The sequence below is a fragment of the Thalassotalea ganghwensis genome (assembly GCF_053485795.1).
In genome coordinates, this window is the sequence record NZ_JBQRUM010000002.1 from 146,091 (window position 1) to 168,230 (window position 22,140).

Consider the following 22,140-nt stretch of genomic DNA (forward strand, 5'->3'; position numbering starts at 1 on the left):
TCCTTATGTTCTTATTAACGATAAATGATAAGACAAGAGTAGATTAACTCTCTTGTTCTGCTATTTTTTTCTCAATATTTTTTCGGGATGCGGCAATATGTCGTCGCATCAAAATTTCTGCGAGCTCACCATCTCGTTCTGCAATCGCATCGACAATACGAGAGTGTTCGCTAAACGCTTTACTTGCTCGAGGGCTATTCATGCCGTATTGACATCGATACATTCGAACAAGGTGATACAATTGTCCACAAAGGATATTAATAAGCTCTTTATTATGGCTTCCTAAAATGACTTTATAGTGAAAGTCTAGATCTCCCTGTTCTTGATAATATGAAACGCCATCTTGTAGCCCCTTCTTTTGAGCATGGGTCGCTAACATATTTTTCATGTCTTCGATTTCTTCGTCAGACATATGAATAGCAGCTTGGCGACAAGCCATCCCTTCTAACGCTTCTCGAACAACATAAATATCCAGTAAACCTTGGGTTGTGCACTCTACGACCCGCGCACCAACATTGGCTTTGCGTTCAATAAGGTGACATTTTTCTAAACGATTGAGTGCTTCTCTTAATGTTGAACGACTGATGTTAAATCGCTTGGCAAGTTCAGGTTCACTGATTTTACTTCCCGCGGCAATATCGCCTTCAACGATGGCATTTTGAATTGCCAAATAAACTTTATCTGCAGTAGTGACAGCCTCTAAAAGCGTTGGATTATTGATAGCCACAAAATTGTCGACAATTTTTCAAATGATGCGGGGGATACTAACAATTACAGTGTAATTGTCAAGTTAGCCAGAGGTGATTGTCGACAATAAAACAATAATTAGTTAAAACGGATATGATTTTAGCAGTGTAGAGTGTGTTGTCATGATTGTTATAACAAGCTGTGAATAACTTGTTTATTAACACTGAACAAATAGAGGGAAACGATAGCCAACAACGACAAAAATTGGAAAAACCGATAACTAATCACAATAATTTCAATACGTTAAAAATTATTATTTTTTTACTCGCTTTTGGATAACTTTCCACTACAATTATAAAACAGGTTACAATTTAACCAATGCTCGCAATATTGATTAATAGATTTTGACAGTTAAACAGAATTAATTAGCGCACGGCTCAACTCCTTTTTGAGCCATTCCCCTGAGCCCGAAACTACTTTAGTTTCGGGCCATTTTTATTGGGAATTAAGCTAAGTTAAACAGGCGATTAAAATTATCTGTTGTGATTCGTGCAATATCATCAACTGATTGTCCACGAATACTTGCTAAGTGACGTGCCACTTCCACAACATAAGCAGGCTGATTTTGTTTTCCGCGATAAGGTACTGGTGCCAAATAAGGCGCATCAGTTTCAATTAGAATTTTATCATCAGGTACACGTTTAGCGACTTCACGCAACTCATTGGCATTCTTAAAGGTAACAATACCTGAAAATGAAATATAAAATCCCATAGCTATGGCTTCTTCTGCCATTTCCCAAGACTCGGTAAAACAATGTAAAATTCCACCAACCTGATCGGCTCCCTCTTCTTTCATAATCGTTAACGTATCTTCGCGAGCATCACGTGTATGAATAATTAAGGGTTTATTTACTTGTTTGGCGACACGAATATGTTTTCGAAATGAATCGATTTGTACAGGTCTCGTTTCCGGAGCATAAAAATAATCCAGACCTGTCTCACCAACGGCAATCACTCTTGGGTGCTGAGATAATGTAAGCAATTGCTGTTCATCAATATTATCTTCTTGATTCAACGGATGCATACCGCAACTTAATAAAACATTGTCAAATGTCGACGTTTTATCAACCATACTTGGAAAATCTTTAAGCGTTACACTCACACAAAGCATTCTAGAAACACCCACTTCATCGGCTTGCTTTACAACGTGTTCAAGAGAGTGATTAAAATCTTCAAGCTTTAAACGATCTAAGTGACAATGTGAATCAACAAACAAAAATAACTCCTAACTTTTTTGATTTCTCTCATTGAGACTATGCACTTGTGAAATAATGCATCAACAATAGTGCCATCAATGATGAGAATAGATGAAAGGGGCAATTATAAATCCCCATACGCATTAGACAAGCATTAAGATGTGAGAAAGCACTACATGGTAAACGTAGGCTCAGAAGAATTTAAAAAACGAGCAATAGATTTTTCTATTTGCACCTTAACGTTTTCTGGATCTTCTACAAAACCAATACCAATTCCTGCTGGAGTACCATTTTGCGAACCAATCGGGGTTAACCAAACGACCTTACCTTCGACCTCTGACTCTTCTAAAGAATCAGGCAGGGTAACAATTAACTTTATCTCTGTCCCCATTTCAATTGATTCTGTCGTGCGAATAAACAAACCACCTTTTTTAAGAAAAGGCATATAGGCTAAATATAAATCTCTTTCCGTAACAAATTCTAACTGTATAATTTCCACATTTTACCTACGGTTTTTTAGCTATAACTCTTTTTAGACAAAAATAACGCTAACTCTGCAGTTAACTTTTCTAGTAGAAACTGTCGGTTCACCTGAGTCAAGGTTATTTGTTGTTTTTTATGACGACAAATGATCTGGTAGATAGACCAGATATCATCATGCGATAATTGTTGTAATCGTTCAAGCTTATGTTGATCTAGTTTAGTAAATTCTACTAGATTCAACCAGTTTACACTAGAACGCATCAAATTTATGATAAGTAATTCACACCAATTTAACGACTCTGCAGACGCAATCATGATCTGTAAAAATTCTTGCCGAGCTCGCGGCTCAGACAAAAATGAAATAAATGCGTCATTACACCTGCGCTGTTCATCAGATACCACAGGGTGGCGAACACTATTCTGTTGATAATTTTCATCTAAAATTGATTGACGCAACTCTATCGTACGACAACGACTTCTTATGGTTGGCAATAAGCGCTCTACATCCGAAGTTGTTAAAATAATGAAGCTATTGTTGGTTGGCTCTTCTAATGTTTTTAACAATGCATTAGCGGCGGACTCTGTCATTTTCTCAGCATTTAACACAAGTGCAACTTGTCGTTCGCCAATTAATGCAGTCTTCTCAAAAAACGTCGTCAACCGCCTTATTAAGTCAACACTAATAAATCGCTCTTCTTCATTAATCAAAAGATGATCGGGGTGACCTGAAGACGCTAATAAATAGCAAGATTTACATTGCTGGCAAGCAGAGAGCGTATCATTTTCTAGTATAGGCTCGCTACAAATCAATAAAGTACTTAACCAGTTGGCAAACGACTGTTTTTCATCATGATTAGCTGAAGAAATAACCAACGCATGTGGTAAATGCTGTTCCTTAAGTAAACGTGACAGCGTTTGTTGATGTTGTTTATAGGAAACCGTCATTCAATTCACTTATATTGTTTTAATAAACTGATTAAGTGTTGCTTTGATGTTTTGATGTACGTTTTGCACTTCTACACTGGCATCTATTGTAACGATATTTTTTTGCTTTTGTGCAAACTCTAGGTATTTATTGCGTACTCGGTGAAAAAACTCAATCTTTTCCAACTCAATCCGATCTAAAGCACCTCTATTTCTCGCTCTTTGTAAGCCTATTTCCGGTGAAATATCCAAATATAAGGTTAAATCCGGCGTAAACCCCTTAAGGGTAATTTTAGCGATGTCTTCGATGATTTGATCATTGATTTGCCTGCCACCGCCTTGATAAGCTCGAGAAGACAGATCATGACGGTCACCCACCACCCAAATACCCTGATTCAGGGCTGGCAAGATTTTATTGGCTAACAATTGACTGCGCGCTGCATACATTAAAAATAATTCAGTCTCTTCAGTCACAACTTCTTCATGATCAGCTGACTTTACTATTTCTCGCAACGACTCAGCCATAGACGTTCCCCCTGGCTCGCGCGTACAAATAAACTCTATACCATTGGTAGCTAAGACGTCTTTAACCACCTCTATAGCCGTCGATTTACCTGCCCCTTCAATACCCTCTATTACAATAAACTTACCTTTTGTCATTTAGATACCTTACGACTAATTTTTTTGATATTGAGCTACGGCTCGGTTATGTGAACTTAAATCTTTAGAAAAAATATGGTTGCCCTTACCATCGCTAACAAAGTAATAATAATCAGATGCTAGTGGATTAAGGGCTGCATATATTGCTGACTTACCCGGCATAGCAATTGGTGTTGGAGGTAAACCATTAATTCGATATGTATTATATGCTGTTTTCTCTTTTAAATGCGCTCTAGTGATATCTCCTTGATACCTATCGCCGAGCCCATAAATAACGGTCGGATCGGTTTGTAAACGCATGTTTTTTTCTAGTCGGTTGACAAACACAGACGCAATTAACTGATGCTCTGCATGTTTACCACTTTCTTTTTCGATGATTGAGGCCATGATGAGTGCTTCATATTGATTCTGGTAAGGTAAGCCAGTACTTCTATTTTGCCACAATGTTGCTAACACGGCATTCATACGTTGATTTGCTCTAGCCAATATTTCGCTATCGGTGGTGTTAGCTGTAAAAGCATACGTATCAGGAAAAAATAGTCCTTCCGGATTTGATTGCGCTATTCCCAATTGTTTTAAGGTACTACTGAGTTGCGATGCTGAAATTGTTTGTTTAATGAACGGATGTTTTTCCAGTACCAAAAGCCAATCTTTAAATGTTGATCCCTCAATAAAAGTAATCGTAAATTGATGTTCATACCCTGCTACTAATAGCTCTAACAGTGAAAGCACTGAAAGCTGATCAGATAACTGGTAAGTTCCTGCTTTGATCTTAGTATATTCAGGATTTAATTTGGTAAATACTTTTAACCAGAATGTGCTGTCGATAAGCCCTTTTTCAAATAACTCTCTCGCGAGTTGATTTACCGTCTCTCCTTGAGTAATAACAAGAAACTCTGGGGTTGTTATGGTAAGTGAACTAGAAAGCTTATAATTTGCAAAAGCTTTCACCCCCATATAACCGATATACACAGCAACACAAATATGAACAAAATATTTCACGATTTTAAACGTTTTAAACATTATCTTGCCTTAACAATTTACTTGCTCTAATAACTTAACGTAGCGTTGACTGGCAATATTTAATGTTCTGCCGAGATACTCGCGAATTGGCACAAGCCCCAAAATCGCATTAGTGATAAACATTGCATCGGCTTGCTTGAGTTGTTCTATTGTTGTGTTAGCCACTTTAATCGCATTATCTTGAGATAATAAAAACTGACGAACAATGCCATTGACACCTGATTGACTCACATCAGCGGTAAACCACTGATTATCAATTTGCAAAAACAAATTAGCGCTAGTGGCTTCAATAACTTCACCGCTTATATTTGCAACGATGAGTTCGTCATACTCTGAGCGATCTAACTCAGCTCTTATTAGCACTTGCTCGAGACGATTAAGATGCTTTAATCCACTTAGAGCAGGATTCAACCCTAAACGCATGTTAGCCAAACCTGCCTTTATCCCTTCCTTTTGCCAAGATTGATAATGTGCCGGTATATCATGAATGCTAACAATAATCGTTGGGGTACTCTCTTGGGAGCGGCCATAACCACGGCCACCAACACCAGCGGTAACCAAAACTTTTAGCACGCCTGAATCGTAGTTTTTGGCAAGGTTAGATAAGTACGCTGTAAGTCTATCAAAGTCTATTGGTGAGATCCCTAAAACTTCGCTGGCGTGCTTTAGTCTAGCAACGTGGGCATCTATCAATAAAACAACACCTTGGGAAATTTTAGCCGTGGTAAAAAAACCATCTCCGTACGCCAAACCACGGTCAAACGCCGAGACTTTGGTAACTTGTTGTTCATTAATTGAAAGGTAGTGCATAGAAAAAAGCTTGAATACCGCGCCTTAAGTAAAGAGCATAGTATTCAAGCTTATCTTAATGGATTCAAGCGCTTTTTCGCTTTTTATTATACTAATATTAGCGATTACACCTTCTTAAACAACAAAGATCCATTCGTGCCACCAAATCCAAACGAATTACATAATGCATAAGACAAACTCACTTCTCGTGCATCACCGCGAATATAATCTAAATCACAGCCTTCATCAGGATTGTCTAAGTTGATCGTTGGTGGCACTTGCCCATTGCTTAATGCCTGAATGGTAAATATGGCTTCAACTGAGCCTGCTGCACCTAACAAGTGCCCGGTCATAGATTTCGTTGAACCCACCATAGTCTTATAAGCATGATCACCAAAAACATTTTTAACGGCGTTAGTTTCAGCAATATCCCCTGCTGGTGTCGATGTTCCATGAGCATTAACATAACCGATAAGATTTACATCAACTTTGGCATCGTTAATCGCATTCTGCATTGCTTGCGCTGCTCCAGCACCATCCGGTGGTGGTGAAGTCATATGATAAGCATCGCCGCTCATACCAAAACCCGCTAATTCAGCGTATATTTTGGCGCCTCGCGCTTTAGCGCTTTCATATTCTTCAAGCACGATGACACCTGCACCATCACCCAACACAAAGCCATCTCGATCTTTGTCCCAAGGACGAGAAGCCTCTTGCGGTGAATCATTGCGAGTTGAAAGTGCTCGAGCTGCACCAAAACCTCCCATGCCTAACGGAGTCGATGCTTTTTCTGCACCACCAGCAACCATCGCATCAGCATCACCGTATGCAATCATACGAGCAGCATGACCAATATTATGAACACCACTTGTACAAGCGGTGACAATGGTAATATTAGGTCCTTTTAAGCCATATTGAATCGATAAATTTCCAGAAATCATATTAATGATTGTTGATGGCACAAAAAATGGAGAAAGCTTGCGCGGACCACTTTGCAATAACTTTGCATGATTTTCTTCAATAAGGCCCAAACCACCGATGCCTGAACCTATCGCAACACCAATTCGATGAGCGTTAGCTTCATTAATCTCGATTCCTGAGTCTTTTATAGCTTGCACACCTGCTGCGATACCATATTGGATAAACAAATCCATTTTCTTAGCATCTTTTTTCGCCATATAGTCTTCGACATTAAAACCTTTGACCATGCCAGCAAATTTTGTGGTGTATTCAGAAGTATCAAAATGCTCGATATTTGTTATGCCACTCTTACCTTGCAATAGGTTTTGCCAGGTAGTTTCTGGAGTATTGCCCAAAGGGCTTAACATACCAAGACCGGTAACTACAACACGCCGCATAGGATGAGTTGCCTCCGATAGAAATGAAATTATATAGACGTGAATGGTCTTTTAGTAAAAGTCCATCAAATAAAAATGAATCAGGCGGTAAAGACCGCCTGATTATCAGAATTACTGGTTAGCAGTAACGTAATCAATAGCTGCTTGAACAGTAGTGATTTTTTCTGCTTCTTCATCAGGAATTTCTGTATCAAACTCTTCCTCTAACGCCATGACTAATTCAACTGTATCTAAAGAATCAGCACCTAAGTCGTCAACGAATGAAGCTTCATTTTTTACTTCTTCTTCGCTCACACCTAATTGCTCTACAGTAATTTTTTTTACGCGTTCTTCGATAGTACTCATTTTTTTTCCTTTACTAGAAAATACAATTTTTCAAAATTGCGTGTAGTGTATTCGTCTACAGCTAACCATGCAAGCTTCTCGCTTTGCTTTTTACACTGGTCTAACCTGTAAACCGTTTCTTATTATGCTTATTTAACTAATTTAATCAACTACCTAGTGAATAGTTGATTAAACCATGTACATGCCACCATTAACATGTAAAGTTTCACCGGTGATATAAGCAGCAGCGTCAGATGCTAAAAAAGCAACTGCGTTAGCGATTTCCTCAGGCTTACCTAAACGATTAGCCGGCACCTGAGCAAAAATGCCTTCTTTTTGTTCATCAGTCAACGTTTGCGTCATATCCGTATCAATAAAACCAGGTGCAACAGTATTTACTGTTATGCCACGAGATGCAACTTCTCTTGCTAAAGATTTTGTAAAACCAATTAATCCCGCTTTTGCCGTTGCATAGTTTACTTGTCCTGCATTCCCCATTGTACCTACGACAGAGCCAATATTAATAATACGACCATGACGATTTTTCATCATCGGACGCATTACCGCTTTACTGATTTTGAATACCGATGACAAGTTAGTATCAATTATGTCCTGCCACTCGCTATCTTTCATGCGCATAAATAAGTTATCACGAGTGATGCCCGCATTATTTACCAGAATATCTACCGCGCCATGCTTTGCTTTAATTTGCTCAAACATAGCGTCAATAGAACTATCATCAGTGACATTCAACATCATGCCATTACCAGCACCTAAATATTCACTAATTTTTTCAGCCCCATGTTCGGATGTTGCTGTACCAATAACCGTTGCACCTAAAGACTGCAATTGCATCGCAATTGCTTTACCGATACCACGACTAGCACCCGTAACAAGTGCTACCTTTCCGTCTAATGAAAACATATTTTTTCCTATTAAATTAATTCTTTAGCTTGATCTAATGACGCGTTATCGTTCAATGAAACACAAGCAATACGTTTATCAATTCGTTTAACTAAACCTTGCAGCACTTTACCAGGGCCAACTTCTATCGCCTTGTCAATGCCCTGCTGAGCAAATGCTTCTATTGTTTCTGTCCAGCGAACCGGACTATACAACTGACGGACTAACGCTGCTTTTATATCCGCTACGTTTGTTGGCGCCTCAACATCTACATTATTAAAAACGGGGGTAGTTGGTGCAGAAATTTCAATATTATCGAGCTCGAGCGCTAATTTCTCTGCAGCTTCCTTCATCAAAGCACAGTGAGATGGGACACTCACAGGCAAAGGCAGAGCTCTTTTTGCTCCTGCTTCTTTACAAAGCGCACCTGCTCTATCAACAGCTTCTTTGTGCCCTGCAATGACAACTTGTCCGGGAGAGTTAAAGTTAACAGCTGAAACAACCTGTCCTTGCTCAGCTTCTTGGCACGCCTTAATTATTTCATCATCTGCCAAGCCTATAATGGCAGCCATCGCACCAACACCTTCAGGAACAGAGGCTTGCATAAACTGGCCACGTTTCTCAACCAATCGAACACCATCGGATAAAGAAATAGCACCTGCACAAACAAGCGCAGAATATTCTCCTAAGCTATGACCAGCGATTACGTTTGGCAAAGCACTGGCTTGCTCTTGCCATAAGCGCCATAAAGCGACGCTTGCCGTCAATAAAGCTGGCTGAGTATGGTGAGTTTGGTTTAGTTTTTCCGCAGGGCCTTGGCTAACCAAAGCCCATAGATCGTAACCCAATGCTTCTGACGCTTCGTTAAACGTTGCTTGCACAGTCTCATTATCAGCAAAGTCACTTAACATACCGACCGCTTGTGAGCCTTGTCCTGGGAATATAAAAGCTAAATTTTGTTGCATTATTTTACCTAAATAGCATTTTTATTTTAAATAATTAGGCTAATACCCCAAGGAACTTAGATAACTAGCTCTTGGGCCAATAGCGTTTGAATTTTTTGGGGTACTTGTCTTTCGACTTCTTTAACAGCCTCAAATATTGCTGTTTCGAAAGCGGTTACGCCTGCATTACCATGGCTTTTCACCACAATACCGCGCAATCCTATCAAACTTGCGCCATTATACTGGTCGGGGTTCAATGACTTAAATAGTTTTTTTATCGCTGGAGACAACATTTTCCCGATTATTCGTGCCAAAAAGTGCTTTGATAACACGTTCATTAACTTACGATAAACAAGTTGTGCGACGCCCTCACATGTTTTTAGCGCTACGTTGCCAACAAAGCCATCACATACGATAACATCGGTTTTATTCATGAAAATATCATTTCCTTCAATAAAGCCGACATAATTCACCAAAGCATTCTGGGATAACTTACTTGCCGCTAATTTAATATGGTCACTACCTTTGATATCTTCTTCGCCCATATTAAGTAATGCCACCCGTGGCTTCTCAATACCATCTACCTGTTCGGCCATAACCGACCCCATCAAGCCGAACTGGTACAAAATGTCCGCTTCACAAAAGACATTTGCCCCTAAATCCAACATAAAGACATGTTTATGTTCATCATGAGTAGGTAGTGCAGAAATCAATGCTGGCCGTTCAACACCGGGTAGTGTTTTTAAAACGAAATGCGCCATGGCAAACAGTGCACCAGTATTACCTGCGCTAACGCAAGCATCTGCCTTTCCTTGTTCTACTAAGTCAATAGCTGCTCGCATTGATGATTGCCTTTTACAGCGCAATGCACTCATAGGCTTTTCGTCCATTGCCACGGTTTGTGAGCAATGTTTCACAGTAATTTGTTCTGTATTTAAAGAGGGTTCTTGCTTAAAAAAGGGGGTAATAACGGATTCGTCGCCGCAAAGGACAACATGCAACTCTGGCATTTTTTTAATTGCCGATAAAGCTGCTGGGATCGTTACAAGGGGGCCTTTATCGCCCCCCATAACATCTAACGCAATGGTTAGACTGTTCAAAGCAATGTCGCTTATTTAGCGATTACTTTAACACCTTTATAAAAGCCATCAGCTGTAACGTGATGACGACGGTGTGTTTCACCAGATACTGGATCTACTGATAAATTTTCTGCTGTTAATGCGTCATGTGAACGGCGCATGCCACGTCTAGAACGAGACTTTTTGCTCTTTTGAACTGCCATTGCCCAACTCCTAAAATCGGTTAATTACTTAAGTTTTTTTAATACGTCAAATGGGTTCGGCTTATCATGCTCTTCAGGCAATTCCCCCCAAACACTATCAGCTGGAGCCTGACAGTCTGTAAGTTCATGCCTTGGTATTAATGGAATCGCAAGGATTAACTCGTCTTCCACTAACTCTCGCAAGTCAACTTCACCATTTTCATCTAATTCAATTGCGTCATAATATGACGGCAAATTTTCAGCGGCTTCGGCATCTCTGACTGGACTAAATTTAAAATCTATCTCCAGATGTTGTTCGAATGCTTCATTACACCGCTGACACGCTAACGAAACTGTTGCCGACCCCTTACCTGATATTACCACCAGACCAAGTTCATCCACATCAAATTTCACATTAACATGTACATGCTCACAGCAGTCTTCACACACTGCAAGCAATCTGTTCATTTCCGATAGTTTAAAAACACCGTCACACACTGCTCGTTGCTGTGCGCTTTTATTCGGATTTATTGTAATCGGAAGCTTAAGATTCTGCATAAGGCGCGCATAATAATGCCCAACTGGGCAAGTGTCAAAAGAAAAATCGCCAAATTTGTTTAAAAATACAATATAAGCCCAATATTAGCAGATATCTGTTTATTTATTGAGTCAATTTAATGAAAACACTTGTATTAGGTTCAACGTCTCCATTTCGTCAAGCGTTATTAAAAAAGTTCAACCTTCCATTTATTACCGCTAAGCCAAATGTTGATGAAAGCGCTCTAGCCAATGAATCGCCAGAGCAACTCGTCGAACGACTGGCGATATCGAAAGCTAAAGCCGTTGCTGCTCAGCACCCTAATTCACTCATCATTGGTTCAGATCAAGTTGCCGTATGTAATGGAGAAGTATTAGGTAAGCCACACACTGTCGAAAATGCGATAAAACAGCTGAGTAGTTTCAATGGTCAAGTCGTCACATTTCTAACGGGGTTATGCGTTTACGACACGGACTCACAGCGTTATGAGTCCGTCGTTGAGCCATTTAGTGTTCACTTTAAACGATCAAGCTTATCGGAAATAGAAAGCTACGTTAATGCTGAAATGCCGCTAAATTGCGCTGGCAGTTTTAAAAGTGAAGGTTTAGGCATATGCCTATTCGAACGCTTAGAAGGTGACGACCCCAATAGTTTAATTGGTTTACCATTAATTAAACTAACCGAATTACTTGCTCGCTTTGATGTAAATGTATTGCAATTACAAGCAAGCGCTAGCGCTTCTTAAGCACTTTTTAAGCGTGTTGTATAATTTGCGAAAAACTGCACACACGCTTACGTTAAAGATGACTTAAGCATTTGCTTTTGTCAGTTGCTTTAAGCACTTTTCAAGGCTTTGCTCTAATGGCGCTTCAACTTTTAGCCGTTGCATGGTTTTAGGGTGAATAAATTCTATACTGGCAGCATGTAAAAACAAACGCTTTAACCCCATTGAACGCATGTATTCATCAAACTCAGGATGGCCATACTTAGGGTCGCACGCAATTGGGTGTCCTTTAACTTGACAGTGCACTCTTATTTGATGAGTTCGGCCAGTCACAGGAAATGCTCTAACTAACGTAGCATTCTGGTAATGTTGTAATACTTTAAATCGTGTTTCCGACTCTTTGCCGTTAATATTATCAACTATCACCACTCTTTCACCGGATTTTAAATCATTCTTTTTTAGCGCTTCAGTTACTCGAGTTAATTTGGGTGACCATCGACCTTTGACCAACGCATGATAAAACTTTTGAACCTTCTTATCTCTTAATTGCTCATGAAGATGGCGTAACGCTGAACGTTTTTTAGCAACAACTAAACAACCAGAAGTATCACGATCAAGACGGTGCACTAATTCAAGCATTTTCGCGTCTGGACGTAATGCCCTGAGCGCTTCAATAACACCAAAGTTGACACCACTTCCTCCGTGAACCGCCATACCCGAAGGCTTATTAATGACAATTAAGCGGTCATCTTCAAATAAGATTTGTTTTTCTAGGTTCGCGACAACGTTCAGTTGAGTAGAAACTGGCGCGGACTTTTCTGAGACTCGAATAGGCGCGATACGCAAAATGTCTTCTTTTACTAATTTATACTCAGGTTTTATACGCCTTTTATTTACTCTAATTTCACCTTTTCTTAACAAACGATAAATCATACTCTTAGGTACGCCTTTTAACGTCTTTAATAAAAAGTTATCAATTCTTTGTCCTTCATCATCACCATCAACAGTAATAAAGCGGACTTGTGGTTTAGTAGATTCTTTCATGGCGCGCAGTTTATCATAATTTTTTGCTATTTTACTCCAATTAACGCCTTTATTTAATTGCCTTTTTAAAGTAAAAAGTGAGATAATACTAAGGTTACCGATCAAATGAAGAATAAGTAACAGAAACGTAAGCTTTATTTAAAGCGTAAGAGGATGAATGCGGCTGCCTTTTCAAGCTAAGATGACTTGATAAGAGAATAGCCTATTGTTGCAATCGATGTGAGTAACTTGTCGAGTAGTAAAACATAAACATTCGCCCTGCAAAGTTAAAGCTTATTTGGTATTTAAAGTCGATAAGTTGACCGACAATAACAACCACATCAATGTAACAGTGGTATTTTCAATAACTTATCGAAAGCACAGCACGCTGGCTGAGCACATAAAAGCAGATTTTTCTTTATTGTTTAGAAACAGTAAAGGCATAAGACAATCAGATTTTAACAGCTTAATGCGTAGTATGGCGCATTAAGATTGACACCCGTGAGGTTGACAAATTGCTGTTACCATAGCATTAGAATGCTTTGTGTTAAAAGCACAGCAGTGCTGTGACTAAATTATGAGTCACAGAAACTATGAAACGTATGTTAATCAATGCTACACAGTCAGAAGAGTTACGTGTAGCACTTGTTGATGGCCAACAACTTTATGATCTCGACATTGAAAGTCCAGGTCATGAGCAAAAAAAAGCCAATATCTATAAAGCAAAAATAACCAGAATTGAACCTTCCCTAGAAGCGGCATTTGTTGACTATGGCGCTGAACGTCATGGCTTCTTGCCGATGAAAGAAATTGCCAGAGAATATTTTCCAAAAGGCTACTCTTTCCAAGGTCGTCCAAATATTAAAGACGTACTATCCGAAGGCCAAGAAGTTATCGTTCAAATTGACAAAGAAGAACGAGGTCAAAAAGGTGCAGCGTTAACTACCTTTATTAGCCTTGCTGGTAGTTATTTGGTATTAATGCCAAATAACCCTAGAGCGGGTGGCATTTCACGTCGTATTGAAGGTGATGAACGTACAGACCTTAAAAATTCGCTAAGTAAATTAGACCTACCGAAAGGTATGGGGTTAATCGTTCGAACTGCTGGCGTTGGTAAAGACTATGAAGAATTAGAATGGGATTTAAGCGTCTTATTACATCACTGGAAAGCCATTGAAGAAGCGGCAGCTAGTCGCCCTGCTCCTTTCTTAATTCATCAAGAAACTAACGTTATTTTGCGCGCAATTCGTGATTATTTGCGTCGAGATATAGGTGAAGTGTTAATTGACCGCCCAAAAACCTATGAGCGCGTAAAAGAGCATATTGAATTGGTGCGTCCCGATTTCGCCAATAAAGTAAAACTTTATACCAATGACAAGCCGTTATTCACTCACTTTCAAATTGAAAGTCAAATAGAGTCAGCGTTTCAACGTGAAGTACGCTTACCTTCAGGTGGCTCTATTGTTATTGATCCTACAGAAGCGATGACTTCTATTGATATCAACTCTGCTCGAGCAACTAAAGGTGGAGATATCGAAGAAACAGCGTTTAATACCAACCTTGAAGCTGCCGATGAAATTGCACGTCAATTACGATTACGTGACTTAGGTGGCCTTGTGGTTATCGATTTTATTGATATGACACCAGTGCGTCATCAGCGTGAAGTTGAAAACCGCATGCGTGATGCTGTTAAGCAAGACCGAGCAAGAATTCAATTAGGTCGCATTTCTCGTTTTGGTCTTCTTGAAATGTCACGCCAACGATTACGTCCTTCAATCGGGGAAACCAGTCAAGGGGTGTGCCCTCGTTGTAATGGTACCGGGCATGTCAGAGGTATAGAGTCGTTAGCGTTATCTATCTTACGTTTGATGGAAGAAGAAGCAACTAAAGAAAATACCCAACAAGTGCATGCGCAAGTGCCAGTACCTGTTGCGACCTATTTATTAAATGAGAAGCGTCGTTCAGTATTTCATATTGAAAAGCAACACAGTGTAAAAGTACTCATCATTCCAAATCCAAACATGGATACACCACACTATGAAGTGGTTAGAGTGCGCCCTGATGAAACGGTCGCCGAAGCAAGTTATGAAGTACCGATCAAAGAGGCTATTGTTGAAGAAGCGATTATGCCTAAGTTTGCTAAAGAGGCAATAAAGAAAGACGAGCCTTTACTTCAAGGCATGTCTGCACCAAAACAAGCGCCTGTTTCAAACAAAGCTAAGGCAGATAACAAAGCTTCAACCAAAGAGAGTGCAAGCTTACTTACCGGCTTAGTTTCTTGGTTAAAAGGCTTATTTGCCAGCGAAGATGATAATAAGCCTAAACAAAAGAAACAGGACAATTCAAATAAACGTCAAGGAAAGCATCCTCGCCAGCGCAACAATCAACGTAGAAACAATCGTAACGACAGAAATGACCGTAACGATCGTAAGAACGACAAGCGCACATCAATAAAAGATGATAACGCTCAAGATAAAGCTGCTAAGCCTGTGCGTAAGCAACCATCTAATACTAAGGCAACTAAGCCAAAAGAAGAGAAAGTAGCTGAACGCAGACAACGCCGCAATAATCGTAAAAAGGTTCGTAGTGGCGAAGAGCATGCAACGCAACCTGAGCAACAAGCAGTTAATGCTGCTGAGAAAAATGTCACAGCAGCTTCAGTAAATGAAGAGAAAGTCGCTTCAAATAATAAAGTTGCTACCGAATCAGCTGTCGACAATCAAAAGCCGCAAGCGGAGAGTAAAGATAATAACGAAGCAAATGCACAAGAGCATCGCCCTCGTAGCCGACGCTCACCTCGTCATTTGAGAAATCATGGTCAACGTCGTCGCCAAAACAATGATCAAAACAATGCTGATATTGAAAAGAGCTTTGATATTGAAACTCAGCAGACGCAACAAGCGAGTACTGGTAGCGAGCCGAAGATCAATGAAGCTAGCTCTGATCCAGTGGAAGCACGTTATCCAGAAGTAAGTTTAGAGCAAACGAAACAAGAAAATATTGCAACCGTTGATTCTCACTCTTCTGAGGTTCAACAAGAGCTATTTGATAATGATGCTAACGCTAAAACTGTCAACGAAGCGTCTTCAACTGATAACGCAGCAACAACCGCTAAAGCTGTCATCAATGACGATGAGCAAGCGAGCGAAACTGCTAACGACAATCAGCAAGAACTGGCATTAGAACATACGAGTATTGCTAAAGCTGCTAAAAAACAAGCGATTCAAAAAGAAGCGCCAAAAGCTGATACCGCGATTAGCGATACTGAAGTTATTGCCAAGCAAGACGAGCAAGAGCAGCAAATAAGTGAAGCGACAGGTCCTGAAGTTGAAGATAGTGTGACTGAAACAATGCCTTCTGCATCTGATACTGTGGAAACCGTTACAGAAAATGCTGAACCTGAGCAACCTCAGGTAAAAGAGGAAATGCCTAATGTCACCGTTAAGCTAGCATCACCTCGTAAGCAGAATCGCGCTAGTGCAGGAATGACGAAACCTGAAACGGTTAATACCATTCGAGAACTACCGACAGCATTTGCTGATGAGAGTGAAAGATTAACGCACAGTTTATCTGGTAAAATGGCGATGGTTAGCGACGCAACAAGCAGAGCACAAGCTGGACCTACTAAACCACAATAGTACTACTGTATTGTTCGTAAAAAAATAACGCCAGCACTCGCTGGCGTTATTCATTTATACTTCTCAATTGTATTTCACTTTAAACTTTTAACAAAGACATAGAGTAAAGCTCATCAAGACTTCACATGCACGGCTTAAACTTATAGGGTAGTCTCATTAAAAAATTCCCGAATCCCTCAGCTAATGATAATTTTCGTATCAAATGCATTAAGCACAATAGGTAGCAATCTTTGTTAAAAAAGTATAAAAACTTATAACATTAATTATTCTGGAATATACCCTGTTAGCAAAGCAAGTTATTAAGTACTATAAAACGAATTAAAAACAATAGGAAAGCCGATATGGATATCGCTTTAGTAAACAAAAATATAGATGTTCGAGTTACTCGTAACTCCAGCTCAACTAAGCCCGCTGGTAACTACCTTTCCTTAGCTATCGCTCTACACATAGCTGTCTTATTGGTATTGGTAAATCTCAATAAAATTAAAGAGTCAAAAGATTTAAAAATTAGTAATGTTTACCAAGAGCCTTCAATTAAGGCGACACTATACCAATACTCCCCACCAACAAATAAAGTTAAAAAAGAACATGTAAATACATTAGCAGTAAAAACAGATGATGTAACAAAGGATAATTTAACAAAAAGTGAGAGCGAAAATCGTAATAAAAATGATGAATTAAAAAATAAAAGGTTAATTTCTGCCTCTAACACGCAAAGTACAAATAATGCTGCGGTGAATAAACAACGTAACTTATCTAACGCCAATCCATCGCAAAAAACTTCTCCTAGATTTTCAAAAAAAATGATGTCTCAGCTAAAAGATCGTTACCGTGCACAAATGCTAGATAGCTTAACTCAAGAATCCTATCAAGACTATCACAATAAGGGTAAGCAAATGAGTCAATCAATCACAAAATATTCGCCATCAGCTGACAAATTACCAGAATTAAGGTTGAAAGATAAACAAGTAGATTGCCAGTCAGCGATGACTCAAGGAGCAGCTGTGGTATCAGAATTACTGGGAGGTCGATTAAAGTGCAACTCAACACCTAATTTACGTAAATTCCTTCAAGATAGGCAATCAATTAAACATTAAATAAATATAAGTACCGTAAGCAATAAAATTAACGGTGGAACAAGTTTATATTTTGGCTACATAAAGCAGTATAAAAGCGACAAACAAGAAAATTAGCCATGGTAAATGTCGTCCTTTGCTAAAAACAATAGCAATCAATCCATGCTCTAAAAATGTTATTGCTATAACGTTAACAACGATATTCAATTTAAATTGTCCGTGGCTAATTGTTAATAATAGCGCTGCAAAGCCAAGCAATTTTGGTAAGGTGCCACGCAAACCGTAATGTATTTTTAGTAAATACAGTTCCACCAAATAACTTGGATAACTCGTTTTTTCCATATAACTTTATCAGAATATAACGTTCCCCAAGCACGAATGAACCAAACCGATAAAATAAGTCAGAATGCACGTAAACCGTATAGTAAATCCATTTATAAATCCCCTTATTAGGGGGAAAATTAGTAGGCTAGTAGCCCAAGCTTTTTGTCAGCTATTATTGGGCTTTGATAAAAGGCTATTAACATAACAGTTCTTGCTTCGTATTTTGAGCCATAAAAATATTAGCTATAGAGCACTTGATTCTTTAAATCACCTACAACCTTATCTTTGTTTCGATCATAGACAACATGATCACATTCAATATAAACGACTCTTTTATGAACTAGTTTATTCGCTTTTCCTTTTAAAACGCAAAGTAATAATTTGGGCGCTTTAGGCTTATTAGCCCGAGACTTGTTGCTATAGTTTTCTATCATTTGCTCAATATTGGTTAAACTATTTGCATATGATAAAGGTGATACCACTACTAATGTTAAAATGCCCACGCAATATGCACCATGTCGGATTGACTTTACAATGTTAGTTACTGAATGCTTCATAAGTAGCTCTTTCTCTTAATCAAGGTATACGCGCTAATACAACAAGTTTAGGAACGCAACCTCGTCTGACCAGTTAACGATGAGCATTCTAACAAAAGAAATGCAGTTTTAATCAGTGAATTTGTATCATGTTTGTTTCCTCAGAAACATTTGTGTTACGTATTAGAAATTTTTAAGGTGTAGGTAGAATCAAAATAATAAACTTGATTATTTTGCTATCACAGTAAATTGGTAGGCAATTAGTTTGAGGTGCGGTATTTATTTTGACTCGATATTTTTCACGCAAGCGTTTAGACTTCTGAGTAAGGGCTTCGGTGATGCTAACCTGGGGTATGACATAATTAGTTCTACGCACCTTGAACCTACACTTACCCGTTTCAAGGTGGGAGCGAAGCCAACAACAAACTTACCAATAAAGACTACCGCTTGCAAGTTTAGATTCTTTGTAGGTGACAACACTCACCACTATTCTCAAAAGCAATGGTTTGTATTGTCTTACTCAGTATTGGTAGGTATTAAAAAATCAAATCTTAACAAATATCCCTTGTTCTGATTTTCTTCTATCTTTTCGAGTACGTGAGTCATGCCAACGGCCACGAGATTGCCTCTTAGCCCTTCTATCTTCACCTGAGCGTCGCTCTACTCTATCCCAAACGTTAGCTGCAGCACCAAAGTTATGCTGTTCATCTTGTTGATCATCAGATGAATACTTAGCAATCTTTTTATACTGCTTAGGCTTTTGCTTGCGATCTTTCGCTGTGTTTTCTGACTTAACTAGATGAGCTGGAGGCAAGAGTTCAGCTAACACATTCATTGGATTATCCTTAATACTCACTCAAATAAATCTTAGGTTTGATCAATTTATCGACACAAAAATCAAAAACTTTAATTTTTTTTGCTATTTGAGCGTAAATAGTCTACCTCCCTGTAAACAATTGAATACAAATAAAATAAAAGTTACTTTATCTGCTTAACAAGCAAAAGAGTTTACTTCGTCATCCGTTAAATGACGCCATTGCCCTTCTGCCAATTCATTATCGAGTTTTACCTGACCGATTTGCTCTCGATGCAATGCAACAACTTTGTTACCGACCGCAGCAAACATTCGCTTAACCTGATGATATTTTCCTTCAGTTATGGTTAATAGTACTTCTTTATCGGTAATTCTTAACAGCTCAGCCGGTAAGGTTAAGCTTTTTTCACCTTGCAGCTGAACTCCTGCTAAAAACTGCTGTTCAACTCCTTCCTTCAATGGATCTCTTAACCAGACACGATAAACTTTATTGCATTGTTTTTTAGGCGAAATAATGTCATGCGACCAACGACCATCATCGGTAATCAACACCAACCCTGTGGTGTCAGCGTCAAGTCGACCAGCAATATGTAAATCAAATGCTTTATCAAGTTCGATTAAGTGTAGAACTGACGGATAAATTTCATCAACATTAGAACAAATAAAATCAGCAGGCTTATGCAGCATCAAGTATCTTGAAGTACGAGCTACCAAACGTTGATCATTAACGCTAACATAATTGTTTTCATGTACTTGATGAGCAGGGTTTTTGATAACTTCATCATTAACCAAAACTCTACCCGTTTTCAGCAATTTTTTTGCTTCAGTTCGAGTAAGCTCGGTACTTTTACAAATAAACTTATCTAAACGCATCTCAACTAACCACTCAAGAAGCAGCACAAATTTGTGCCACTTCGTTACAAATGTGCGTATTATCCAACAATAAACGATTTGCGCAACAGCCAAATTGACAAATAATGATGCAATGATATTTTAAACTTTTTTATCGCGAGTAACCAAAATGGGATTTACCGAAGGCTTTTTACTGATTACCACGGTTCATTTATTAGCTGCGGCCTCACCAGGCCCAGATTTTATTTTGGTCTCTCAGCAAACCTTGACTCATGGCAGAAAAACCGGTTTGTTAGCAAGCTTTGGTATTGCACTAGGCTTATCTATTCATATTGCCTACTCGATTTTTGGGCTTGCAGCGATTATTGCCAACAGCGAGACCGCCTTATGGGTAATTAAATTATTGGGAGGTAGTTACCTTTTATTCCTTGGATATCAAGGTTTACGCGCTAAACCGAATACAGTTGACATTAATAAAGTCAAACAAACTATGCCATCGCCGTTCAAAAGTGTTAGCTCAGGTTTTTTATGCAATGCATTAAACCCTAAAGCTCCCGTATACTTTGTCGCACTTTTTACTATTGTGCTCTCTCCTGACATACCTACTTACCATCTATTGATTTATGGCGTTTGGATGATGATCTTACAATTTTTATGGTTTTCAACTGTGGTATTTTTACTCTCTAGGCCAAGTATCAATAAACGCTTTCAAGCACTAGGACATTGGTTAAACCGTTTATTCGGTATCGCCATGATCAGCATGGGTATTAAAGTCTTCATGACAAAATTTAACTAGCAACAAATAACGATGAATCAAACGAAATAGCTTCTATTGAAAAACCTAAGGTCGACTAAATTTATGTCAAAGCGATACCAAAATTTTCAAGCGTTTTATCCATTTTATTTAGAACAACACCAGAATAAATATTGCCGTCGACTGCACTTCGTCGGCAGCCTTTTAGTATTATCAACCTTATTATACGTGCTACTGACAAAGTGGTGGTTTGGCTTGATTTTGCTTCCTTTTATAGGCTATGGATTTGCTTGGATAGGCCACTTTTTCTTTGAAAAAAATAAACCGGCAACCTTTACCTATCCTCTTTATAGCTTGCTTGGTGATTGGGTAATGTTTAAAGACATATTGCTTAAAAAAATTCCGTGGTAGCAAACTCACTTTTAGTAATAGCCAGACCAAAATGTAAAAACAAACAGACTTTATGTTAAAAATATTTGACACTAGAGGCACTCCGCCTTACACTCATCAATGTCAAAAATATCATACACGGAGTATACAATGTCATACAAAGAAAAAACGATTTGGTTGTCGCTAGTCATATTATTGCTCATTTGGGGGGACTATGGATTAACCATGATTGAACTTGCCAATAGCCAAGCATTAAATCAGGCATTGATTAACGACTTGCTTAAATCCGTTATTATTCAAACTATCGTATTGGAAATTGTGCTTCATATAATATTGGCAATTATTAATCACAAGGATGCAAATGCGCAGGAAGACGAACGCGATAAACTGATCTCATTACGTGCCACGCAGCATGCTTATATTCTATTATCGATCGGTGTAGCAGTAGCAGTTTTCTATACGATCGCCCCGGCACTTAATAACGTTATCTTGCCAGCTAGTACACTTGCTTATCATGAAAAAGTCATTCAAATTGTCATATTTTTCATGGTATTTGCCGAAGTATACCGTTTATCAACGCAGCTATTTTATTATCGAAGAGGTTTTTAAAATGGCAGGTAAAACGATCTCTAATACCTTGAGAAAAATGCGATTTGAGCATGATGAAATGACACAACAACAATTAGCCGATGCTGTTAACGTATCAAGACAAACGATAGTGGCGATTGAAAAAGGTAAATACTCACCCTCATTAGAAGTAGCTTTTAAAATCGCCGATGTTTTCAAGGTCGATATTTCAGACGTGTTTCAATACCAATAATGACGTTTTCTTTGTGACCATTAGCATGTTAAATAGAAA

General features: G+C 38.8%; 26 protein-coding genes. 7 read left to right on the top strand and 19 right to left on the bottom strand.

Going from position 1 to position 22,140, the window contains the following annotated elements; genetic code table 11:
* Window positions 1-43: 43 nt before the first annotated feature.
* The 14 genes from ACSLUH_RS02555 to yceD form a co-directional block, all read right to left on the bottom strand.
* Window positions 44-727 carry a GntR family transcriptional regulator gene (locus ACSLUH_RS02555; RefSeq protein WP_448564277.1) on the bottom strand — a complete coding sequence of 228 codons (684 nt, stop codon included), beginning with the start codon at window positions 725-727 and terminating at the stop codon, window positions 44-46.
* Window positions 728-1,192: 465 nt separating this feature from the next.
* Entirely contained in the window at window positions 1,193-1,963 is a 771-nt protein-coding gene (locus tag ACSLUH_RS02560; RefSeq protein ID WP_448564279.1) for a TatD family hydrolase, read from the bottom strand.
* Between the two features lie 152 nt (window positions 1,964-2,115).
* Entirely contained in the window at window positions 2,116-2,442 is a 327-nt protein-coding gene (locus ACSLUH_RS02565) for a PilZ domain-containing protein (RefSeq protein WP_448564281.1), read from the bottom strand.
* Between the two features lie 17 nt (window positions 2,443-2,459).
* Window positions 2,460-3,371 carry a DNA polymerase III delta subunit-related protein gene (locus ACSLUH_RS02570; RefSeq protein WP_448564283.1) on the bottom strand — a complete coding sequence of 304 codons (912 nt, stop codon included), beginning with the start codon at window positions 3,369-3,371 and terminating at the stop codon, window positions 2,460-2,462.
* Between the two features lie 9 nt (window positions 3,372-3,380).
* Entirely contained in the window at window positions 3,381-4,010 is a 630-nt protein-coding gene (gene tmk, locus ACSLUH_RS02575) for a dTMP kinase (RefSeq protein ID WP_448564285.1), read from the bottom strand.
* Between the two features lie 15 nt (window positions 4,011-4,025).
* Window positions 4,026-5,033 carry an endolytic transglycosylase MltG gene (mltG, locus tag ACSLUH_RS02580; protein ID WP_448564287.1) on the bottom strand — a complete coding sequence of 336 codons (1,008 nt, stop codon included), beginning with the start codon at window positions 5,031-5,033 and terminating at the stop codon, window positions 4,026-4,028.
* A 9-nt stretch (window positions 5,034-5,042) separates the two neighbouring features.
* The gene (gene pabC / locus ACSLUH_RS02585) at window positions 5,043-5,843 is read right to left on the bottom strand and encodes an aminodeoxychorismate lyase (protein WP_448564289.1); all 801 of its coding nucleotides are present in this window, start codon (window positions 5,841-5,843) and stop codon (window positions 5,043-5,045) included.
* Window positions 5,844-5,947: 104 nt separating this feature from the next.
* Window positions 5,948-7,180, bottom strand: coding sequence for a beta-ketoacyl-ACP synthase II (fabF, locus tag ACSLUH_RS02590; protein WP_448564291.1), 1,233 nt, complete (start codon window positions 7,178-7,180; stop codon window positions 5,948-5,950).
* 111 nt (window positions 7,181-7,291) lie between these two features.
* Window positions 7,292-7,525, bottom strand: a complete 234-nt coding sequence (gene acpP, locus ACSLUH_RS02595; RefSeq protein ID WP_448564293.1) for an acyl carrier protein — start codon at window positions 7,523-7,525, stop codon at window positions 7,292-7,294.
* 168 nt (window positions 7,526-7,693) lie between these two features.
* Entirely contained in the window at window positions 7,694-8,428 is a 735-nt protein-coding gene (gene fabG, locus ACSLUH_RS02600) for a 3-oxoacyl-ACP reductase FabG (RefSeq protein WP_448564295.1), read from the bottom strand.
* An 11-nt stretch (window positions 8,429-8,439) separates the two neighbouring features.
* Complete coding sequence (gene fabD, locus ACSLUH_RS02605) at window positions 8,440-9,372, bottom strand: ACP S-malonyltransferase (RefSeq protein WP_448564297.1); 933 nt, start codon at window positions 9,370-9,372, stop codon at window positions 8,440-8,442.
* A gap of 56 nt (window positions 9,373-9,428) precedes the next feature.
* Window positions 9,429-10,457 carry a phosphate acyltransferase PlsX gene (gene plsX, locus ACSLUH_RS02610; protein WP_448564670.1) on the bottom strand — a complete coding sequence of 343 codons (1,029 nt, stop codon included), beginning with the start codon at window positions 10,455-10,457 and terminating at the stop codon, window positions 9,429-9,431.
* A 5-nt stretch (window positions 10,458-10,462) separates the two neighbouring features.
* Window positions 10,463-10,633, bottom strand: a complete 171-nt coding sequence (gene rpmF / locus ACSLUH_RS02615; RefSeq protein WP_116000475.1) for a 50S ribosomal protein L32 — start codon at window positions 10,631-10,633, stop codon at window positions 10,463-10,465.
* A 24-nt stretch (window positions 10,634-10,657) separates the two neighbouring features.
* Window positions 10,658-11,170 carry a 23S rRNA accumulation protein YceD gene (yceD, locus tag ACSLUH_RS02620; protein ID WP_448564299.1) on the bottom strand — a complete coding sequence of 171 codons (513 nt, stop codon included), beginning with the start codon at window positions 11,168-11,170 and terminating at the stop codon, window positions 10,658-10,660.
* A gap of 119 nt (window positions 11,171-11,289) precedes the next feature.
* On the opposite strand from yceD, the gene ACSLUH_RS02625 reads away from it, so the two are divergent.
* On the top strand, window positions 11,290-11,895 hold the full coding sequence (locus tag ACSLUH_RS02625) for a Maf family protein (protein ID WP_448564301.1): 606 nt from the start codon (window positions 11,290-11,292) through the stop codon (window positions 11,893-11,895).
* Between the two features lie 63 nt (window positions 11,896-11,958).
* Here ACSLUH_RS02625 and rluC read toward each other — a convergent pair whose 3' ends face one another.
* Window positions 11,959-12,918 (bottom strand): 23S rRNA pseudouridine(955/2504/2580) synthase RluC, encoded by a 960-nt coding sequence (gene rluC / locus ACSLUH_RS02630; protein WP_448564303.1) that lies wholly within the window; start codon window positions 12,916-12,918, stop codon window positions 11,959-11,961.
* Between the two features lie 572 nt (window positions 12,919-13,490).
* On the opposite strand from rluC, the gene rne reads away from it, so the two are divergent.
* The gene (gene rne / locus ACSLUH_RS02635; protein WP_448564305.1) at window positions 13,491-16,535 is read left to right on the top strand and encodes a ribonuclease E; all 3,045 of its coding nucleotides are present in this window, start codon (window positions 13,491-13,493) and stop codon (window positions 16,533-16,535) included.
* Between the two features lie 341 nt (window positions 16,536-16,876).
* On the top strand, window positions 16,877-17,632 hold the full coding sequence (locus ACSLUH_RS02640) for a hypothetical protein (protein WP_448564307.1): 756 nt from the start codon (window positions 16,877-16,879) through the stop codon (window positions 17,630-17,632).
* A gap of 45 nt (window positions 17,633-17,677) precedes the next feature.
* Here ACSLUH_RS02640 and ACSLUH_RS02645 read toward each other — a convergent pair whose 3' ends face one another.
* The 4 genes from ACSLUH_RS02645 to rsuA form a co-directional block, all read right to left on the bottom strand.
* The gene (locus ACSLUH_RS02645) at window positions 17,678-17,953 is read right to left on the bottom strand and encodes a hypothetical protein (RefSeq protein ID WP_448564309.1); all 276 of its coding nucleotides are present in this window, start codon (window positions 17,951-17,953) and stop codon (window positions 17,678-17,680) included.
* A gap of 221 nt (window positions 17,954-18,174) precedes the next feature.
* On the bottom strand, window positions 18,175-18,492 hold the full coding sequence (locus ACSLUH_RS02650) for a hypothetical protein (protein WP_448564311.1): 318 nt from the start codon (window positions 18,490-18,492) through the stop codon (window positions 18,175-18,177).
* A gap of 523 nt (window positions 18,493-19,015) precedes the next feature.
* Window positions 19,016-19,306, bottom strand: a complete 291-nt coding sequence (locus ACSLUH_RS02655) for a hypothetical protein (RefSeq protein WP_448564313.1) — start codon at window positions 19,304-19,306, stop codon at window positions 19,016-19,018.
* 156 nt (window positions 19,307-19,462) lie between these two features.
* Window positions 19,463-20,158, bottom strand: coding sequence for a 16S rRNA pseudouridine(516) synthase RsuA (rsuA, locus tag ACSLUH_RS02660; protein WP_448564314.1), 696 nt, complete (start codon window positions 20,156-20,158; stop codon window positions 19,463-19,465).
* 148 nt (window positions 20,159-20,306) lie between these two features.
* On the opposite strand from rsuA, the gene ACSLUH_RS02665 reads away from it, so the two are divergent.
* The 4 genes from ACSLUH_RS02665 (at window position 20,307) to ACSLUH_RS02680 (ending at window position 22,101) form a co-directional block, all read left to right on the top strand.
* Window positions 20,307-20,933, top strand: coding sequence for a LysE family translocator (locus ACSLUH_RS02665; protein ID WP_448564316.1), 627 nt, complete (start codon window positions 20,307-20,309; stop codon window positions 20,931-20,933).
* Window positions 20,934-20,996: 63 nt separating this feature from the next.
* On the top strand, window positions 20,997-21,302 hold the full coding sequence (locus ACSLUH_RS02670) for an Mpo1-like protein (RefSeq protein ID WP_448564318.1): 306 nt from the start codon (window positions 20,997-20,999) through the stop codon (window positions 21,300-21,302).
* A 129-nt stretch (window positions 21,303-21,431) separates the two neighbouring features.
* On the top strand, window positions 21,432-21,890 hold the full coding sequence (locus ACSLUH_RS02675) for a hypothetical protein (protein ID WP_448564320.1): 459 nt from the start codon (window positions 21,432-21,434) through the stop codon (window positions 21,888-21,890).
* Window position 21,891: 1 nt separating this feature from the next.
* The gene (locus ACSLUH_RS02680) at window positions 21,892-22,101 is read left to right on the top strand and encodes a helix-turn-helix transcriptional regulator (protein WP_448564322.1); all 210 of its coding nucleotides are present in this window, start codon (window positions 21,892-21,894) and stop codon (window positions 22,099-22,101) included.
* Window positions 22,102-22,140: the final 39 nt, after the last annotated feature.

Bases quoted from the DNA above. Each gene is read 5' to 3' on its own strand.
- rpmF (WP_116000475.1), bottom strand. From the start codon at position 10,633: ATGGCAGTTCAAAAGAGCAAAAAGTCTCGTTCTAGACGTGGCATGCGC.
- rsuA (WP_448564314.1), bottom strand. From the start codon at position 20,158: ATGCGTTTAGATAAGTTTATTTGTAAAAGTACCGAGCTTACTCGAACT.
- ACSLUH_RS02640 (WP_448564307.1), top strand. From the start codon at position 16,877: ATGGATATCGCTTTAGTAAACAAAAATATAGATGTTCGAGTTACTCGT.
- yceD (WP_448564299.1), bottom strand. From the start codon at position 11,170: ATGCAGAATCTTAAGCTTCCGATTACAATAAATCCGAATAAAAGCGCA.
- rluC (WP_448564303.1), bottom strand. From the start codon at position 12,918: ATGAAAGAATCTACTAAACCACAAGTCCGCTTTATTACTGTTGATGGT.
- ACSLUH_RS02570 (WP_448564283.1), bottom strand. From the start codon at position 3,371: ATGACGGTTTCCTATAAACAACATCAACAAACGCTGTCACGTTTACTT.
- fabG (WP_448564295.1), bottom strand. From the start codon at position 8,428: ATGTTTTCATTAGACGGAAAGGTAGCACTTGTTACGGGTGCTAGTCGT.
- ACSLUH_RS02655 (WP_448564313.1), bottom strand. From the start codon at position 19,306: ATGAATGTGTTAGCTGAACTCTTGCCTCCAGCTCATCTAGTTAAGTCA.
- ACSLUH_RS02650 (WP_448564311.1), bottom strand. From the start codon at position 18,492: ATGAAGCATTCAGTAACTAACATTGTAAAGTCAATCCGACATGGTGCA.
- pabC (WP_448564289.1), bottom strand. From the start codon at position 5,843: ATGCACTACCTTTCAATTAATGAACAACAAGTTACCAAAGTCTCGGCG.
- ACSLUH_RS02665 (WP_448564316.1), top strand. From the start codon at position 20,307: ATGGGATTTACCGAAGGCTTTTTACTGATTACCACGGTTCATTTATTA.
- ACSLUH_RS02680 (WP_448564322.1), top strand. From the start codon at position 21,892: ATGGCAGGTAAAACGATCTCTAATACCTTGAGAAAAATGCGATTTGAG.
- ACSLUH_RS02645 (WP_448564309.1), bottom strand. From the start codon at position 17,953: ATGGAAAAAACGAGTTATCCAAGTTATTTGGTGGAACTGTATTTACTA.
- acpP (WP_448564293.1), bottom strand. From the start codon at position 7,525: ATGAGTACTATCGAAGAACGCGTAAAAAAAATTACTGTAGAGCAATTA.
- tmk (WP_448564285.1), bottom strand. From the start codon at position 4,010: ATGACAAAAGGTAAGTTTATTGTAATAGAGGGTATTGAAGGGGCAGGT.
- mltG (WP_448564287.1), bottom strand. From the start codon at position 5,033: ATGTTTAAAACGTTTAAAATCGTGAAATATTTTGTTCATATTTGTGTT.
- fabF (WP_448564291.1), bottom strand. From the start codon at position 7,180: ATGCGGCGTGTTGTAGTTACCGGTCTTGGTATGTTAAGCCCTTTGGGC.
- ACSLUH_RS02625 (WP_448564301.1), top strand. From the start codon at position 11,290: ATGAAAACACTTGTATTAGGTTCAACGTCTCCATTTCGTCAAGCGTTA.
- ACSLUH_RS02670 (WP_448564318.1), top strand. From the start codon at position 20,997: ATGTCAAAGCGATACCAAAATTTTCAAGCGTTTTATCCATTTTATTTA.
- rne (WP_448564305.1), top strand. From the start codon at position 13,491: ATGAAACGTATGTTAATCAATGCTACACAGTCAGAAGAGTTACGTGTA.
- fabD (WP_448564297.1), bottom strand. From the start codon at position 9,372: ATGCAACAAAATTTAGCTTTTATATTCCCAGGACAAGGCTCACAAGCG.
- ACSLUH_RS02675 (WP_448564320.1), top strand. From the start codon at position 21,432: ATGTCATACAAAGAAAAAACGATTTGGTTGTCGCTAGTCATATTATTG.